Below are 16,267 nucleotides of genomic sequence, written 5' to 3'. Positions count from 1 at the left end.
CGTGGGCGATGTGACCGTGGTGGAAGGCATGGGCGTGCACACGGTCACGAGGAGGCGCGATGTCGGAGGGTTCGGTCGAGGGCGGCATGGCGCCCGCCGCCACGAGGGACGCCCCGGGCCTGCCGGCCGACCGGTCCCTGGACGGTTTCGCGCAGTTGAGCGCCGTCGCCGACGCCGTTCTGTACGAGGGCTACCTCCTCTATCCCTACCGTCGCTCGTCCACCAAGAACCGCGTCCGCTGGCAGTTCGGGGTGCTCTTCCCGCGCCCCTGGGTGGAGCGGGACGGCCCGGTCGTCCCGGGCGTGTCCGGCTCCGCCGACTCCTGGTACCAGCAGACCGAGTGCCTGCTGAGGATCCGACAGCCCGGCGCGACCCTGCGGGTGAGGCTTCGATTCCTCCAGCTGCAGCACAAGCAGGTGGAGGAGACCGGCTCGGACGGCTGCCGCCGGGAGGTCGAGTCGCTGCGCACCGACGACGGCACGGTGCATCTGACCTTCGACGAGGCGGTGCCGTGCGAAGTGGACATCGCGGTCCCGCTGGACGACCTCCTCCACGAGGAACGCACGGTCCGGGCAGGGGCCGCGGCCGGCCGGGACATCGAGGCGCTGCCCTCGGGGGCCGGGCGGGTGGTGCGTCGCCGCGAGGAGGTACGGGCCCATGTCACCCTCGGCGCCGAGCGGTTGGGGCACGACCTGTGCCGTCTGCGGGTACGCACCACCAACACGGAAGCCGGACCGGACCCGCGGGCCACGCGCGAGGAAGCCCTGCGGGGCGCGCTCATCGCCGCCCACACCCTTGTCGGCGGTGACGGCGTCGAGTTCGTCTCGCTGATCGATCCGCCCGAGGACCTGCGGGCCCACGCGGACACGTGCCGGAACGAATTCACCTTCCCCGTCCTCGGCGGCGACCCCCCTGTTTCCCCCGCCGGCGCCACGGGCCACGTCCTGCTCTCCTCGCCGATCATCCTCCCCGACCATCCGCAGGTGGCCCCGGAGAGCCCGGGGGATCTGCACGACGCCGCGGAGATCGACGAGATCCTCACGCTGCGCACGATGCTGCTGACGGACGAGGAAAAGCGCGAGGCGCGCGCCACCGACCCACGGGCCGCCGCGATCCTCGACCGGGTCGACACCATGCCCCCGGAGGTCTTCGCACGGCTGCACGGCGCCGTCCGCTCCCTGACCCCGGCCAATCCGTCGCCCCCGCCCACCGAACGCCCCGCCTGGTGGCAGGAGGGCGCCGACGACGGGCTCTCCCCCTCCACCGACACCGTGCTCGTCGACGGAGTGCCCCTCGGCGGCGGCAGCCGCGTACGGCTTCGCCCACGGAGCCGGGGCGCCGACGCCCAGGACATGTTCCTGGCCGGACGGACCGCCGAGGTCGCCGCCGTCTTCCACGACGTGGACGGCAGCGTGCACCTCGCCGTCACCCTCGACGACGACCCCGCGGCCGAACTGCACAGCTGGTACGGCCGTTTCCACTACTTCCGGCCCGACGAACTCGAACCACTCCAGCCCACCGACTCCGACACCCCCCGCACCGGAGGCCGTTGACATGACGACACACAGCAGCACCACCGAGGTCAGCGCCGAACCCGGCCGCGGCGAGGAACGGCAGGGCTTCGACGAGATCCACATCCTCTGGATCTCCGAGGGCATGAGCTGCGACGGCGACACCGTCTCCCTGACGGCCGCCGACCAGCCCTCCATCGAGGACCTGGTCCTCGGCCTGATCCCGGGCCTGCCGAAGGTGAACCTGGTCAACAAGGTGCTCTCCCCGAGCCTGGGCGGCGAGGACTTCCTGGCTCCCTACCGGGCGGCGGTACGCGGCGAGCTGGCCCCGTTCATCCTCGTCATCGAGGGCTCGATCCCCAACCAGAACATCATCGAGGGCGAGGGCTACTGGACGTCCTTCGGCAACGACCCGGAGACCGGCCAACCGCAGACCCTCAACTGGTGGATCGACCAACTCGCCCCCAAGGCCTGGGCGGTGGTGGCCGCAGGCACCTGCGCCACCTTCGGCGGCATCCACGCGATGGCCGGCAACCCGACCGGATGCATGGGCCTCGCGGACTACCTGGGCTGGGACTTCAGGACCCAGGGCGGCCTGCCCGTGGTGAACGTCCCCGGCTGTCCGATCCAGCCCGAGAACTTCATGGAGACCCTGATCTGGGTGCTCTACCACGCTGCGGGAACCGCGCCGCCGCCCCCGCTGGACCACATGCTGCGCCCGCAGTGGCTGTTCGGCAAGACGGTCCACGAGGGCTGCGACCGCGGCTCGTACTACGAGCAGGGCAACTTCGGCAAGGACTACAACTCGCCCAAGTGCCTGGTGAAGACGGGCTGTTGGGGTCCGGTCGTCAACTGCAACGTGCCCAAGCGCGGCTGGATGGCGGGCATCGGCGGCTGCCCGAACGTCGGCGGCATCTGCATCGGCTGCACGATGCCCGGCTTCCCCGACGCGTTCATGCCGTTCATGGACGAGCCGCCCGGCGGAACGCTCTCCTCGATGATCGTCAAGCCGTACGGGGCCGTCATCCGCCGGCTGCGCGGCTTCACGAACGAGCTGGTCAACCACGAACCCAGGTGGCGCCACAACAAGCAGAAGCTGACCAGCGGCTACGACCCGCACTGGCGTCCCTGACCCCGCCCGCCACACACCCCACCACGGACCGACCTACGCAACAGCGACAGCGAGGGGCAGTAACAGCGATGACCACAACCGAGGCCCGGCCCACGGGACGCAAGCCGCCGCAGCTCGTGGACATGTCCTGGGACCCGATCACCCGCATCATCGGCAACCTGGGCATCTACACGAAGATCGACTTCGCCAACCGGGAGGTCGTGGAGTGCCACAGCACGTCGTCGCTCTTCCGCGGCTACTCGGTGTTCATGAAGGGCAAGGACCCCAGGGACGCGGGTTTCATCACCTCCCGCATCTGCGGCATCTGCGGCGACAACCACACCACCTGCTCCGACTACGCCCAGCAGATGGCCTACGGGGTCAAACCGCCGCGGCTCGCCGAGCACATCGTCAACCTCGGCGAAGCCGCGGAGTACATGTTCGACCACACGATCTTCCAGGACAACCTGGTGTTCGTGGACTTCTGCGAAGCCATGGTCAAGGCCACCAACCCCGGTGTGCTGGCCCGCGCCGAACGCACCGACGCCTCCCGCGGGGACATCCACGGCTACCGGACCATCGCCGACATCATGAAGGCCTTCAACCCCTTCGAGGGAGAGGTCTACAAGGAGGCCCTGAAGGTCAGCCGGGTCACCCGCGAGATGTTCTGCCTGATGGAAGGGCGGCACGTCCACCCGTCCACCCTGTACCCCGGCGGCGTGGGCACGCTGCCCCAGCCGACCGTCTTCACCGACTACCTCAGCCGGCTCATGCGGGTCATCGACTTCGTCAAGAAGGCCGTCGCCATGAACGACGACGTCTTCGACTTCTTCTACGAGGCGCTGCCCGGCTACGAGCAGGTCGGCAACCGCCGCATCCTGCTGGGCTGCTGGGGCGCGTGGCAGAACCCCGACGTCGTCGACTACCGCTACGAGAACATGAACACCTGGGGCAAGGCGATGTACGTCACCCCCGGCATCGTCGTCGACGGCGAACTGGTCACCAACAACCTCGTCGACATCAACCTCGGCCTGCGGATCATGCTCGGCAGCTCGTACTACGAGGACTGGGTGGGCGAGCAGCCCTTCGTCACCCACGACCCGCTCGGCAACCCCGTCGACATGCGCCACCCGTGGAACCAGACCACCGTGCCGGTCCCGCAGAAGCGCGACTTCGACGACAAGTACAGCTGGGTGATGAGCCCGCGCTGGTACGACGCGCGCAGCGGCGACCATCTCGCCCTGGACACCGGCGGCGGCCCGCTCGCCCGCCTCTGGTCCACCGCGCTGAGCGGGCTGGTCGACACCCCGTACATCAAGTCCACCGGCCACAGCGTGCGCATCTCGCTGCCCAAGGGCGAGTCGCTGCCGGAGACCACCCTGGAGTGGCGCATCCCGAAGTGGAGCAACACCATCGAACGGGACCGCGCCCGGCCCTACTTCGTCGCCTACGCGGCGGCCATGGCCCTGCAGTTCCTGGACGAGGCGATGGGGCTGGTCCGCGACGGCGACACCAAGGTCTTCGAGAACTTCGAGGTGCCGGACGAGGCCATCGGCTGCGGCTTCCACGAAGCGGTGCGCGGAGTCCTCTCCCACCACCTGGTGATCAAGGACAAGAAGATCGCCAACTACCACCCCTACCCGCCCACTCCGTGGAACGCCAGCCCACGCGACAAGTTCGGCACCCCCGGCCCCTACGAGGACGCCGTCCAGGGGCAGCCGATCTTCGAGGAGAACGGTCCGGACGACTTCAAGGGCGTCGACATCATGCGCACCGTCCGCAGCTTCGACCCCTGTCTGCCGTGCGGTGTGCACATGTACGTCGGCAAGGGCAAGACCCTGACCACCCTGCATTCGCCGACCTACGGCGCGAACCATGGCTGAGCCCGAGCGGCTCGCCGACCCGGCCGTCGAGGCCCGGCTGGCCCGGCTCGACCAGCTGCTGGAAGAACTCGAATCCGCACCCGGACCCGCCGCCCGCCCCGCGGTCGAGACGGTACGGCTGCTGACCGAGGTCTACGGTGAGGCGCTCGCCCGGGTCATGGACCACGCGGACCCGCAGCTGGCCGAACGTCTCGCCGACGACGAGCTCCTGGGTCACCTCATGGTGCTGCACGCGATCCACCCCGAGCCCGTCGAGCGCCGGGCGGCCCGCGCGGTCGAGCTACTGCGGCCCGCCGTACAGGAACGCGGCGGTGACGTGGAGTGGGCCGGCGTGGACGGTGCGGTGGGCCGCGTACGGCTGACGGCGGGCGGCGGCTGCGGCTCCGGCTGCGGCGGCGGGACGGGCGACGTCACCGCCGCCGTCCGCGAGGCGGTGCTCGCCGTAGCCCCCGAACTGACGGAGGTGGAGCCGGTGCAGACCACCGCTCCCGCCTTCGTACCGCTGACCACGCTCACCCACCGAGGCACACCGTGACCACCGACGGCGCGCTGGCCCGCCTCATCCGCTCCTCCGCCGAGGTCACCCCGGCGGCCGAGACAGAGCGGTGCGACCTGTGCGCCGCGCCGGTGCCCGAGGAACACCGACACCTGTACGACACCGCGGCCGAGGAGGTGCGCTGCACCTGCGGGCCCTGTTCGGTGCTGTTCGCCGACGACGGCGCGGGCGACGGGCGCTACCGCCTCGTTCCCCGCAGGCGGATCCGGCTCCCCCGGGTGGACACTGAGATTCTGGGCGTGCCCGTCGGCCTGGTCTTCTTCGTGCCCCGGGCCGACGGCACGGTCACCGCCGAGGGCCCGAGCCCGGCCGGGGCCATGCGGTGGGAGGTCGACGCCGCGGCCTGGCAGCGGCTGGTCACGGCCTGTCCCCAGCTCGCGTCCGTGGAACCCGACGTGGAGGCACTGCTCGTGAACACCGTCCACGGCCTCGACCACCACTGGATCGTGCCGGTCGACGACTGCTACCGGATGATCGCCGTCGTACGCCGGGAATGGCGCGGACTGTCCGGCGGCGGCCGCGTCTGGCCCGCCGTCGAGCGGTTCTTCGACGACCTCACCGAGCGGCCGTGACCACGACTCCGCGGCGCGGAGGCGAGAAAGGAGAACACCCCATGGGCAACATCAGAGTCGGCCGACCCCAGGCCAAGCCCGACTCCACCGGGCATGTGCCCGGCATGCATCAGGGCAACACGGGGCCCTACGGCCACCAGACCGGACACCACGAGGACGGCACCGCCGACGCGCGCCGCTCCACCGGGATCCATTGGAAGCGGCACGACGCCCTCCTCGACGTCATGCCGAACATCCCGCCGGGATGAGGAACGACAGGGAGCCGTAATGAAGGTCCAACGAGCAGACGGCGCGCAGGGCGCAACGTCGGGACGGCAGCTGCTGATGGCGGAGGCCGTTCTGGCCGGTGCCGTCGCCCTGGCGCTGTTCGTCCATGAGTTGCCGAGCATCAGGCGCGAGTGGCGGATCTACCGGATGGCCGGCGGCTTCCGCGCGGGCCGCCGCTATCCGTGAGCAGGCCGTGCACGAGTTGTCGATCGCGACCGCGATCATCGAGCGGGCCGACGAGCTCGCCCGGGCGGACGGGACGGACGCCGTCTCGGCCGTCACCGTGCGGGTCGGCGAGCTGGCCGGGGTCGTACCCGACGCACTGAGTTTCGCCTTCGAGGTGGCTCGCGACGGCACCGTCCTCGCCGCGGCCCGGCTCGTGGTGGAGCCGGTCCCCGCACAGGCCTACTGCGGTGCGTGTGCCGAGGAGTTCGCGGTGGGCATGCCCCCGTTCTTCTGGTGCCCGCACTGCGACCGGCCCTCCACCGACCTGCGCAGCGGCCGGGAACTGGAGATCACCGGGATCGAGTGACACGGACGAGGCCCCGCCGGAGCTCAGGCTGCGGCGGGGCCTCGTACGTCGGGCTCAGCAGATCCGCGGAAGCTGTTCGCCGAGCGGCAGGTCCACCACCCGGGTGCCGCCGAGACCGGTCGAGACCACGACCATGCCGGGGTGCTCGGCGACGCACTCGCCGATCAGTGTGGCCCCGGCGCCCTGCGGGTGGGCGCGCATCGCCGCCAGGACCTCCTCCGCCGCAGCCGGGGGCACGAAGGCGACGAGCCGGCCCTCGTTGGCGACGTAGAGCGGGTCGAGACCCAGGAAGCCGCAGGCGTTGGCGACCGCGTCCGGCACCGGGATGGCCCGCTCCTGGAGGCGGACACCGGTCCCGGAGGCGCGGGCGATCTCGTTGAGCGAGGCGGCCAGACCGCCACGCGTGGGATCGCGCAGGACGTGGAGGTCGGGCGTGACCTTCAGCATGGCCGCCACCAGGTCCGCGAGCGGCGCGGTGTCGCTGGCGAGCTCGACACCGAACTCCAGCCCCTCACGCACGCTCATGATCGCCACCCCGTGGAGGCCGATCGGACCGCTGACGATGACGGCGTCACCGGGCCGCGCACGCTGGGGACGGATGTCCACCCCGTCGGGGACGAGCCCCACCCCCGCGGTGGTGACGTACACGCCGTCGCCGTGCCCGGACTCCACCACCTTGGTGTCACCCGTGGCCACGACGACCCCCGCCGCCTCGGCCGCCGCGCCCATGGCCCGCGCGATCCGCTCGACCACGGTCAGTTCCACGCCCTCTTCCAGCACGAAGGCGGCGGACAGGTAGGCGGGCCTGGCTCCGCTCATCGCGAGGTCGTTGACGGTGCCGTTGACCGCGAGGTCGCCCAGGCAGCCACCGGGAAAGAACAGCGGCCTGACCACATAGGAGTCGGTGGAGAACGCCAGCCGAGCGCCGCCCAGTTCGAGGACGGCGGAGTCGGCGAGCGCGGCGAGGGTGGCATTGCCGTAGGCGGGGGCGAAGACCTGCTCCATCAGCTCCGCGGACAGGGCACCGCCCCCGCCGTGCCCCATGACCACCACGGGCTGGTCGCGAAGCGGTGCGGGACAGGTCCAGGCCGCGGGGTCGACGGTTTCGAAGAGTTCAGGCAACGGGGTTCATCTCCTCCCGCGCGGCCTTCGGCGTCGCGGAGTTCATCCGGCGGTAGAGGTAGTAGGCCGCGCAGGCGCCCTCGCTGGAGACCATGGTGGCGCCGAGCGGGGTGCGCGGGGTGCAGGTGGTGCCGAACGCGGCGCACTCGGTCGGCTTGATCAGCCCCTGCAACACCTCCCCGGCGCGGCACTCGGCGGGCTCCTCGGTGCGGATCCCGGTGACGTCGAAGCGGTGCTCGGCGTCGAACGCGCGAAACGCCTCGGTCAGCCGCCAGCCGCTGAGGGGGATGGGTCCGATGCCGCGCCAGTTGCGGTCGGTGACCTCGAAGACCTCCTCGATCATGCGTACGGCGGCCGGGTTGCCGTCCTCGCGCACGGCACGCGGGTAGGCGTTCTCCACCCGGTGCTCACCGCGCTCCAGCTGGCGCACCGCCCGGCGGATGCCCTCGAGGATGTCCAGCGGCTCGAAACCGGTCACCACGAGCGGCACCCGGAACCTTTCGGCCAGCTCGGGGTACTCGGCCGTGCCCATCACGCTGCACACGTGCCCCGCGGCCAGGAAGCCCTGCACCCGGCAGGCGGGGGCCGTCATGATCGCCTCGATCGCCGGGGGAACCCGCACATGCGACACCAGGAGGCTGAAGTTGGTCAGCCCGAGGCGGCGCGCCTGGTGGACGGCCATCGCGTTGGCGGGGGCCGTGGTCTCGAAGCCGATGGCGAAGAAGACCACCTCCCGGTCCGGGTGGCGGCGGGCCAGCTCCAGGGCGTCGAGCGGTGAGTACACCACGCGCACGTCGCCGCCCTCGCCCTTGACCCGGAACAGGTCCCGGTCCGTGCCCGGAACCCGGAGCATGTCGCCGAAGGAGCAGAAGATCACCCCGGGACGCGCGGCGATCTCCAGCGCCTTGTCGATGACCTCCAGCGGGGTGACACAGACGGGGCAGCCGGGGCCGTGGATCAACTCGACCTGCTCCGGCAGCAGTTGGTCGATGCCGTGGCGGATGATGGAGTGGGTCTGCCCGCCGCACACCTCCATCAGCGCCCACGGCCGGGTGGCCGTGGCGCGGATCTCGTCCAGCAGCCGCCGGGCCAGATCGGGGTCGTTGAACTCGTCGATGTACTTCACCGGGCCTCGCTCTCTCGTGGGTCCTCGCTCACGGCGGCGACTCCCGCGTCCCGCGAGGCCTGCTCCCAGGCGTCGCCGAACTCCTCCTCCAGCAGCCCCAGTTCCTCGAAGAGCCGCAGGGAGGCCAGGGCCGACTCCTCGTCCAGGCGCTGGAGCGCGAAGCCGACGTGCACGATGACGTACTCACCCACCCGCACGTCGGACACGTACTCCAGACACGCCTGTTTCTGCACGCCGCCGAAGTCGATCAGCCCGGTGAGCGGGTCGGCACTGTCGTCGATGGCCACGACCTTGCCGGGCACTGCCAAACACATGGGTCACTCCTCTTGTCGTTCGTGCGCCGCGACCACGAGTTGTCCAAGGGCCAAACCGCCGTCGTTCGGGGGGACTTCACCGTGCCGCAGCACTGCGAAGCCGTCCTCGGCCAGCAGCCGCGTGCACTCCTCCTCCAGCAGCGCGTTGGCGAAGACCCCGCCGCTGAGGGCGACCGTGGCCAGGCCGGTGTCCCGGCGGGCCCGCCGGGAGATCTCCAGGACCGCCCGGGCGACACCGCGGTGGAAGCGCGCGGCGAGCACGGGAACCGGCGTGCCGCGCCGCAGGTCGGTGACGAGTGCGCGGAGCACCGGCGCCGGGTCGCAGGTGCCGGAGGCGATACCGAACTCGTACGCGGAGGTGTCCGCGTCCCGGGCCGAGGCGGCCGCGGCCTCCAGCTCCAGGGCGGCCTGGGCCTCGTACCCCGCGCGATGGCACACCCCCAGCAGGGAGGACACCGCGTCGAAGAGCCGGCCCATGCTGGAGGTCGCCACGCAGGCCACACCGCGCGTCAACTGCCGTTCCAGGACGGCCAGTTCCATGGCCGAGCACGCGGCGACGCAAGGCAGGTCCGCGTCCCAGGGCACGCCCGCGGCCCACAGCCGGGCCAGGGCCAGACGGCACGGGTTGGCGACCCCGGCGTCGCCGCCGGGCAGCGGGGCGGGGGAGAGGTGGGCGAAGCGCCGGTGGCCCGCGTAGTCCGCGAGCAGGAACTCGCCGCCCCAGACGGTGCCGTCGTCGCCGTAGCCCGTGCCGTCGAAGGCGACGCCGATCACGGGGGTGGTGCCGTCGAGGCCGTGCTCGGCCATCGCCGAGGCGATGTGCGCGTGGTGGTGCTGGACGAGTACGGGTGTGCGCCGGGGCAGTTCGGCCGCACGGCGCCGGGCCCAGCGGGCCGAGTGGTAGCCGGGGTGCCGGTCCGCTGCGACGAGTTCGGGGGTGACGCCGCTCAGCCGCCGGATGTGCCCCTCCGCGCGCTCGGCGGCCTCCAGCGTGGTGAGGTCCCCCATGTCGCCGATGTGCGGGCCGAGCCAGGCCTGGTCGCCCTCGCCGACGCAGAGCGCGTTCTTCAGGTCGCCACCCACCGCGAGCGCGGGCCGCACGGCGACCGGCAGCCGCAGTGGGCGGGGCACATACCCCCGGGACCGGCGCAGCACCTGCTCGCTGCCGTCGGCGCGCACCCGCAGCAGGGAGTCGTCGCACGGTGAGGCGATGGTCCGGTCGTGGCCGAGCCAGGCGTCGGCCAGCCCGTCCAGCCGGGTCAGCGCCTCCCCGTCGTCCGTGACGATGGGTTCCCCCGAGCGGTTGCCGCTGGTCATGACCAGCACGCGAGGGCCGGGTGGATCGCCGGGCAGACCCAGCAGCAGGGTGTGCAGGGGGGTGTACGGCAGCATCACACCGAGCTGCGGGCTGCCGGGGCACACACCGGGAGCGAGGCGCAGGTGCGCGGCCGGTGTCCGCGGGCGCAGCAGGACGATGGGGCGGCGGGGGCTGGTGAGCGCCGCGCGCTCGGCCGGGGAGACCTGGGCGATCCGCTGCACGGTGTCAAGATCCGCGCACATCACCGCGAACGGCTTGCCGCCGCGCTCCTTGCGGGTGCGCAGTGTGCCGACGGCTCGTGCGTCGGTGGCGTCGCAGGCCAGGTGATAGCCGCCGAGGCCCTTGACGGCAAGGATGCGGCCGGCTGCCAGCAGGGACCGCGCCGCCGTCAGGGCGTCGCCGTCCCGTGCGGGACGGAGCCCGCTGCCCGCCGCCGGTTGCAGCCGCAGCCGGGGGCCGCAGTCCGGGCAGGCGACGGGCTGGGCGTGAAAGCGCCGGTCGGCGGGGTCGCCGTACTCCCGGGCGCATGCGGGGCACATCGGGAAGCGGGCCATCGTGGTGACCGCCCGGTCGTACGGCATCCCTTTGGCGATGGTGAAACGGGGGCCGCAGTGGGTGCAGGTGACGAACGGGTGCCGGTGGCGGCGGTCGGCCGGATCGGCGAGCTCCCGCAGACAGTCCTCGCAGGTCGCCGTGTCGGGCGGGAGCAGCGTGCGGCCCGTGGACCGTTCGGTGGCACGGATGGTGAAGGCGTCGTCCGCGCCCGTGGCGGGCAGGTCCTCGACGCCGACGGCGGTGACGACGGCCAGCGGTGGGGTCTCCGTGGCCAGCAGGCCGCAGAAACGGTCGACACCGTCGGGCGGGCCCTCCACTTCGATGAGTACGCCGCTCGCCGTGTTGCTCACGAACCCGGCCAGCGCGAGATCGGTGGCCAGGCGGTGCACGAAGGGGCGGAAACCCACGCCCTGCACCGTGCCGCGCACCACGACACGGCGGCGCACCGCCTGCGCGGCCGGAGCGGTCACGAGACGCGGCCGGCCGCGAGGCCCGGGGCCTGGTGCGTGTGCTGGTGGCCGTGGGGGTGCGGCGCGAGGGGAGGCCGGTGCACCGGGGCTCCGTCCCGCGCGGCGAGCACCCGGTCCAGCACGGTGGCGACACCGGCGCCGTCACGGGCGCAGGACCGGATGACCTCCACCCCGGGGTTGACCCGCTGCACATGGGTGACGAAGGCGGCCTCGTCGAAACCGGCGGGCTCGGCCAGATCGGTCTTGGTGAGCACGACCAGATGGGCGGAGCCGAAGGCCGTGGGGTACTTCAGCGGCTTGTCCTCGCCCTCCGTGACCGCCATGAGGACGATCCGCAGGCTCTCGCCGAGGTCGTAGGCCGCCGGGCAGACGAGGTTGCCGACGTTCTCCACGAACAGCACCGCGGTGTCCTCGGGCAGCCAGCCGTGCACATGGCCGCCGAGCTGCCGGGCCTCCAGATGGCACAGCCCGTCGGTCAGCAGCTGTTTGACCGGCGCGCCCGAACGGGCGAGCCGGTGGGCGTCGTTCTCGGTGGCCAGGTCGGCGGTGAGCGCGGCCACCGGGATGCGCCGCTCGACCGCCAGGGCCAGCACCTGCCCGAGCAGTTCCGTCTTGCCGCTGCCCGGGCTGGACAGCAGGTTGACGACGGCCACCCCCCGCCGGGTCAGTTCGTCGCGCAGGCCCGCGGCCAGGCCGTCGTTCTTCGCCAGGACGGCCTGGGTGACGTCGTCCATGGACTCGCACATGGGCGCTGCTCCTCGCGGTCGGTCGGGGGAGTGGGTGTCGGTGCGTCACCGATCCTCGACGGCGCCGGCCACCGGGAGCGGGACCTCGGCCGCGGACAGGTCCGTGGATTCGTCCGGGCGGCTCAACGAAGGCGTGGCCGCGGGGTCGGCGAGCAGTTCCGGGACCAGGGTGTGCAGGGCTGCGACGGCCCGGCCGACCGCATCGCGGACCGGTGCGCTGATCCCCGGTGCGATGTCCTCGTCGCCGTGCGGCCGTACCTCGGGCTCGCAGGCGAGGACGAGGACCCGCGGCAGCGGCTCGTCGCCCAGGTGGGTGGCCAGGGCCAGCACCTTGGCCGGATCCATGCCATGGGCCTCGGGCGGGGCGGAGCCCGTGGTGCCGTCGGGCAGTTCCGGCTCGATCAGCGACAGGGTGCCCGGCCGGTGCCCCCGCGCGGCCGCGTCGACCAGGACGACCGTGTCGTAGCCGTCCAGCAGCTCGTACGCGAGATCCAGGCCCCGGATGCCGAAGTCCCGTACACGGACCTCAGGAGGCAGCGGGCGGCGGTCCAGGGCTTGGATCACCTCAGGGCCGAAGGCGTCGTCCGCGAGGAAGATGTTGCCGACGCCCGCCACCAGCAGGCGGGTGGCGGACCGCGTCACCGGACACCCTCGTCGACCGGGTCGCCGGCCGGGGCCAGCGGCCGGACCTCGCCGTTCGGCAGCTTGCGGACGAAGGCGGACCGCAGGGCGTGGTAGGGGGCCTGCGGATCGAAGAAGATGGCACGCATACGGGCGAGTTCGTCCCGGCGGTACTCCGCGAGCGGCTGCCGTGCCTCGTCCGCCTGACGTGCCGCGGCCTTCGCGGCGATCCGCTGCGCGAGGTCCGGGTCACCGGCGAGTTCGGCCGCCAACCGCTCGATCTCGGCGGTGAACCCATGCGGCGGGGCCTGCACCAGACGGTCCACCAGGCCGATCCGTGCGGCGCTCGCGGCGCTCACCGGCAGTGCCTCGGTCGTCAGCCGCTGGGCCGTCTCGGTCCCGACGCGGCGCGGCAGCGTGTACGTCCAGAACTCAGAGCCGTACAGGCCCATCCGCCGGTAGTGGGGGTTGAGGACGGTGCCCGTGCGGCACCACACCTGGTCGGCGGCCAGGGCGAGCATCACGCCGCCGGCCGCGGCGTTGCCGCCGAGCGCCGCCACCACCATCCGGTCGGTGGTGCGCAGCACCGCCTCGACCAGGTCGTCCATGGCGTTGAGGTTGGACCAGGACTCGCCCGCGGGGTCGGCGGCCGCCTCGATGACGTTGAGGTGGATGCCGTTGGAGAAGAAGTCACGGGCCGCGCCCAGCACCAGCAGCGAGGTGGGGCGGGTGAGTGCGTACCGGTAGGCGGCCAGCAGCCTGCGGCAGTGGCCCGTGCTCATGGCCCCGCCGGGGAAGGAGAAGCTCAGGAATCCGACGTCGCCGTGCTGCCGGTAGCGGATGTCGCTCCAGGTGATCCGGCCGGAGGGCAACTCGAGCGGTGCCGCGACCTCTGGCAGCGAGGGGCCCGGGAACGACGCGAGCACGGAGGCCGCCGGGCGGCGGAACGGCGCGGGGTCGCCGGAGGCCTTGTGGGGCCGCAGCTCCGGAATCCACACCGCCCCGTCCCGCGTGGCCCGGCAGATCGCCCCGGCGCGCGTCGCGAGCAGTTCCCGGGGGCTCCCGTGCAGCCGGTCCTCGGGATGCCCCCCGTGCAGGAACACCTCCTGGCCGCAGAGTTCGTCCAGGACGCCCGGCTGGGAGTCGGCTCCGCGGAGCTTGCGCAGGACGGTCTCCGTCGTGTCGTTCTCCCAGTCGATCCTTCGCTGCTCCCTGCGGAAGAAGTCGCGCCACACCACTCGGATCGCGGGATCGCTCTGCGGCTGCGGCTTGAACGATGCGTCGGCGTACCGCCGCACCGCCTGCCGGACGGCGGCCGAGGCGGCGTCGGAGGCCTCGCCCCGGTACAGGTTGCTCTTGCCGACCGGCGGCACCGGGAAGGGCTCGGCCGCCCATACGGCGCCCGCGTCCATGGCTGCCTCGGCCTGGAGCACCGTCACCCCCCACTGCGAGGCACCCTCGGCGATCGCCCAGTCCAGGGCGGACGGGCCGCGGTCGCCGGGCGGCCCCGGGTGCACGATGAGGCAGGTGTGCTCCTGCCAGATGTCCTCCGGCAGCGCCGTCTTCAGCATCGGGGCGATGATCAGTTCCGGGCGGGTTTCGTGAACGGCGGTCCGGATCGCCTCGGCGCCGTGCGCGGCGAGCACGACGTCCACCCGGTGCCCTTCGTCGGACAGTTCCGCGTACACACGCTGGGACAGGCTGTTGAACGCGCTGGCGACGAGCAAGATGTCCATGACGCGGATGATCGTCGGTATGGGGGAGGGCGAGAAGGACCACGGCGGCGTTTCGTGGTGCGGCGTCAGGTCTCTTCCTCCATCCGGATTGCATTCCTGAGGTCCTCGAACGCTTCGCTGTGGTTGCCGCGGTGCTCTTCGAGCAGGGCGGCGGCGATCGCGTCCAGCTTGCGCTGGACCGCGTGCTCGGCACGCATCTCGGCGTTCTTCAGCAGCGCCAGAAGCAGCAAAGTCACCGCGGTCATGGACCCGCTCGCCAGCAGGAGCAGCTCGATTCTCAGGTGCGCCAGGTGGGAGGCGACGAAGAAGGCGATGAGGGTCAGACAGACCAGGAAGAAGAGGGGGGAGCTGGTGAAATTGGAGGCGTACTCGGCGAATTGATCGAAACGGCTGCGCTGCGGGCCCCCGCGCTGGACGGGACTCTTGAAGGTCATGAGCGAGGCTTACCCCGCCGTCCGCGCGGACGGCGCTCCTGGCCTCCTAGCCACCCCACCGGTCCACCGCCGCCAGCACCGGAGCCACCCCGTCCTCGCTGCGGATGCGTGCCCCGAGTGTCTTTGCGCGCCGTGCGAACGCCGGGTCCCTGGTGGCCCGCATCAGTGCCGTGGCCAGCGCGTCGGCGGTGAGCCGGCGCAGGGGCAGCGTGCGTGGGGCGACACCCAGGGCGACCAGGCGGGCGGACCAGAAGCCCTCGTCGAACTGGATCGGTACCGGCACGGCAGGCACCCCGGCGCGCAGACCCGCCGCCGTCGTGCCCGCGCCCGCGTGGTGGACCACGGCGGCCATGCGGGGGAAGAGCGCGGAGTGCGGAACCTCGTCGACGCTCAGCATGTCGTCCCCGGAGGCGTCGAGGCCGGCCCAGCCGCGCTGGATCACCCCACGCAGCCCGGCCCGGCGCAGGGCGCGCACGACACAGGTGCTGAGCCGCTCGGGGTCGGGCACGGTCGCGCTGCCCAGGCCCACGTACACGGGGGCCGGCCCCGCGTCCAGGAAGTCCCGCAGAACAGAAGGGAGTTGGGGCTCCGCGTCGTAGGGCCACCAGTATCCGGTCACCGACAGGTCCGGCCGCCAGTCGTCCGGACGCGGCACCACCAGGGGGCTGAATCCGTGCAGCACCGGCCGCCCCTGCCGCTCCCGCGCCCGCCATGCCACGGTGGCACTCACCCGGGGCAGCCCCAGCCGCTCCCGCACCGCGGGCAGCGCCCCGGCGAAGACCTGCTCCACGGCCAGGCTCACCCCGTGCCCGGCGATCCGGTTGCCCACCGCCCCCAGTGAGCTGGCCCCCAGCATCGGCGGCCCGAACTCCCGTGTCGGAGCGAGAGGTTGAAGGGGCACGTCCAGGTAGGGCAGGGACAGGCCCTCCGCGATGGTGTGCCCCAGCGGCCCCACCGAACCGGACAGCAGCAGCATGTCGCTCGACCGGGCGGCCGCCACCAGATCGTCCGTCATCCGCCCGACCAGCGCCCGCGCCATCGCGACCACCCGCACCAGCTTGCCCACACCGGTCGCACTGCGATGCAGCCCGCGCCCCCGCGAGGACTCCAGTTCCGCCCGCGGGTCCACGGGCAGTGGATGGAAGCGGACCTGCGATCCGGCCACCAGCGGTTCGAAACGGGCATGCGTCACCAGAGTGACCTCGTGCCCGGCACGGGAGAGCCCGTGTCCGAGTCCGGTGTACGGGGCGACGTCTCCCCGGGATCCCGCCGTCATGATCGCAACGCGCACGACGGCCAGTATGGCGCCGCCGTACCCCCTTCAGCGAGAACGCCCCGTCGATAAAGGCCACTTCACGCCTGTCACTTCCGTTGACTCGACGCTTCCGTGGCT

Annotated in this window: 17 protein-coding genes; 8 read left to right on the top strand and 9 right to left on the bottom strand. The window is 72.1% G+C overall.

Annotation, left to right across the window (positions count from 1 at the left end):
• The first annotated feature begins 59 nt into the window (after window positions 1–59).
• The 8 genes from ABT254_RS30425 (at window position 60) to hypA (ending at window position 6,432) form a co-directional block, all read left to right on the top strand.
• Window positions 60–1,553: a hypothetical protein gene (locus ABT254_RS30425; RefSeq protein WP_351476881.1), complete on the top strand. Its 1,494-nt coding sequence runs from the start codon at window positions 60–62 to the stop codon at window positions 1,551–1,553.
• Window position 1,554: 1 nt separating this feature from the next.
• Entirely contained in the window at window positions 1,555–2,643 is a 1,089-nt protein-coding gene (locus ABT254_RS30420) for an NADH-quinone oxidoreductase subunit B family protein (RefSeq protein WP_351476879.1), read from the top strand.
• Window positions 2,644–2,711: 68 nt separating this feature from the next.
• A complete protein-coding gene (locus ABT254_RS30415) occupies window positions 2,712–4,505 on the top strand; it encodes a nickel-dependent hydrogenase large subunit (RefSeq protein ID WP_351476876.1) in 1,794 nt (597 codons plus the stop codon).
• Entirely contained in the window at window positions 4,498–5,040 is a 543-nt protein-coding gene (locus ABT254_RS30410) for a NifU-related iron-sulfur-binding protein (RefSeq protein WP_351476873.1), read from the top strand. Before ABT254_RS30415 ends, ABT254_RS30410 begins: the two co-directional genes overlap by 8 nt.
• Window positions 5,037–5,633, top strand: coding sequence for a DUF5947 family protein (locus ABT254_RS30405; protein ID WP_351476870.1), 597 nt, complete (start codon window positions 5,037–5,039; stop codon window positions 5,631–5,633). The genes ABT254_RS30410 and ABT254_RS30405 overlap by 4 nt, the downstream gene beginning before the upstream one ends.
• Window positions 5,634–5,674: 41 nt before the next feature.
• Window positions 5,675–5,881 (top strand): hypothetical protein, encoded by a 207-nt coding sequence (locus ABT254_RS30400; protein WP_344401374.1) that lies wholly within the window; start codon window positions 5,675–5,677, stop codon window positions 5,879–5,881.
• A gap of 19 nt (window positions 5,882–5,900) precedes the next feature.
• Window positions 5,901–6,086 carry a hypothetical protein gene (locus ABT254_RS30395; protein WP_351476867.1) on the top strand — a complete coding sequence of 62 codons (186 nt, stop codon included), beginning with the start codon at window positions 5,901–5,903 and terminating at the stop codon, window positions 6,084–6,086.
• A gap of 7 nt (window positions 6,087–6,093) precedes the next feature.
• Complete coding sequence (hypA, locus tag ABT254_RS30390; protein ID WP_351476865.1) at window positions 6,094–6,432, top strand: hydrogenase maturation nickel metallochaperone HypA; 339 nt, start codon at window positions 6,094–6,096, stop codon at window positions 6,430–6,432.
• Window positions 6,433–6,486: 54 nt separating this feature from the next.
• On the opposite strand, the gene hypE is transcribed toward hypA, so the two are convergent.
• The 9 genes from hypE to ABT254_RS30345 form a co-directional block, all read right to left on the bottom strand.
• On the bottom strand, window positions 6,487–7,554 hold the full coding sequence (gene hypE / locus ABT254_RS30385) for a hydrogenase expression/formation protein HypE (RefSeq protein ID WP_351476862.1): 1,068 nt from the start codon (window positions 7,552–7,554) through the stop codon (window positions 6,487–6,489).
• Window positions 7,547–8,680: a hydrogenase formation protein HypD gene (hypD, locus tag ABT254_RS30380; RefSeq protein ID WP_351476860.1), complete on the bottom strand. Its 1,134-nt coding sequence runs from the start codon at window positions 8,678–8,680 to the stop codon at window positions 7,547–7,549. The genes hypE and hypD overlap by 8 nt, the downstream gene beginning before the upstream one ends.
• On the bottom strand, window positions 8,677–8,994 hold the full coding sequence (locus ABT254_RS30375) for a HypC/HybG/HupF family hydrogenase formation chaperone (RefSeq protein ID WP_351476857.1): 318 nt from the start codon (window positions 8,992–8,994) through the stop codon (window positions 8,677–8,679). The genes hypD and ABT254_RS30375 overlap by 4 nt, the downstream gene beginning before the upstream one ends.
• Before the next feature lie 3 nt (window positions 8,995–8,997).
• Window positions 8,998–11,337 carry a carbamoyltransferase HypF gene (gene hypF / locus ABT254_RS30370; protein ID WP_351476854.1) on the bottom strand — a complete coding sequence of 780 codons (2,340 nt, stop codon included), beginning with the start codon at window positions 11,335–11,337 and terminating at the stop codon, window positions 8,998–9,000.
• Entirely contained in the window at window positions 11,334–12,083 is a 750-nt protein-coding gene (hypB, locus tag ABT254_RS30365) for a hydrogenase nickel incorporation protein HypB (RefSeq protein WP_351476851.1), read from the bottom strand. Before hypB ends, hypF begins: the two co-directional genes overlap by 4 nt.
• A gap of 45 nt (window positions 12,084–12,128) precedes the next feature.
• Window positions 12,129–12,725, bottom strand: coding sequence for a hydrogenase maturation protease (locus ABT254_RS30360; RefSeq protein WP_351476848.1), 597 nt, complete (start codon window positions 12,723–12,725; stop codon window positions 12,129–12,131).
• Window positions 12,722–14,440 (bottom strand): hydrogenase maturation protein, encoded by a 1,719-nt coding sequence (locus ABT254_RS30355; protein WP_351476845.1) that lies wholly within the window; start codon window positions 14,438–14,440, stop codon window positions 12,722–12,724. The genes ABT254_RS30360 and ABT254_RS30355 overlap by 4 nt, the downstream gene beginning before the upstream one ends.
• 65 nt (window positions 14,441–14,505) lie before the next feature.
• A complete protein-coding gene (locus ABT254_RS30350; protein ID WP_351476842.1) occupies window positions 14,506–14,874 on the bottom strand; it encodes a low affinity iron permease family protein in 369 nt (122 codons plus the stop codon).
• A gap of 46 nt (window positions 14,875–14,920) precedes the next feature.
• On the bottom strand, window positions 14,921–16,150 hold the full coding sequence (locus ABT254_RS30345) for a glycosyltransferase (RefSeq protein ID WP_351477278.1): 1,230 nt from the start codon (window positions 16,148–16,150) through the stop codon (window positions 14,921–14,923).
• Between the last annotated feature and the right edge of the window lie 117 nt (window positions 16,151–16,267).

The sequence above is a fragment of the Streptomyces sp. NPDC001137 genome (assembly GCF_040298885.1).
Classification (GTDB): Bacteria; Actinomycetota; Actinomycetes; order Streptomycetales; family Streptomycetaceae; genus Streptomyces.
Note: the sequence above shows the minus strand (reverse complement) of the source record. Positions and strands in the feature narration are given on the sequence as shown.

Coding starts and splice junctions, on each gene's coding strand:
- ABT254_RS30425 (WP_351476881.1), top strand. CDS start 60: ATGTCGGAGGGTTCGGTCGAGGGCGGCATGGCGCCCGCCGCCACGAGG.
- ABT254_RS30420 (WP_351476879.1), top strand. CDS start 1,555: ATGACGACACACAGCAGCACCACCGAGGTCAGCGCCGAACCCGGCCGC.
- ABT254_RS30415 (WP_351476876.1), top strand. CDS start 2,712: ATGACCACAACCGAGGCCCGGCCCACGGGACGCAAGCCGCCGCAGCTC.
- ABT254_RS30410 (WP_351476873.1), top strand. CDS start 4,498: ATGGCTGAGCCCGAGCGGCTCGCCGACCCGGCCGTCGAGGCCCGGCTG.
- ABT254_RS30400 (WP_344401374.1), top strand. CDS start 5,675: ATGGGCAACATCAGAGTCGGCCGACCCCAGGCCAAGCCCGACTCCACC.
- ABT254_RS30395 (WP_351476867.1), top strand. CDS start 5,901: ATGAAGGTCCAACGAGCAGACGGCGCGCAGGGCGCAACGTCGGGACGG.
- ABT254_RS30375 (WP_351476857.1), bottom strand. CDS start 8,994: ATGTGTTTGGCAGTGCCCGGCAAGGTCGTGGCCATCGACGACAGTGCC.
- hypB (WP_351476851.1), bottom strand. CDS start 12,083: ATGTGCGAGTCCATGGACGACGTCACCCAGGCCGTCCTGGCGAAGAAC.
- ABT254_RS30355 (WP_351476845.1), bottom strand. CDS start 14,440: ATGGACATCTTGCTCGTCGCCAGCGCGTTCAACAGCCTGTCCCAGCGT.
- ABT254_RS30350 (WP_351476842.1), bottom strand. CDS start 14,874: ATGACCTTCAAGAGTCCCGTCCAGCGCGGGGGCCCGCAGCGCAGCCGT.
- ABT254_RS30345 (WP_351477278.1), bottom strand. CDS start 16,150: ATGACGGCGGGATCCCGGGGAGACGTCGCCCCGTACACCGGACTCGGA.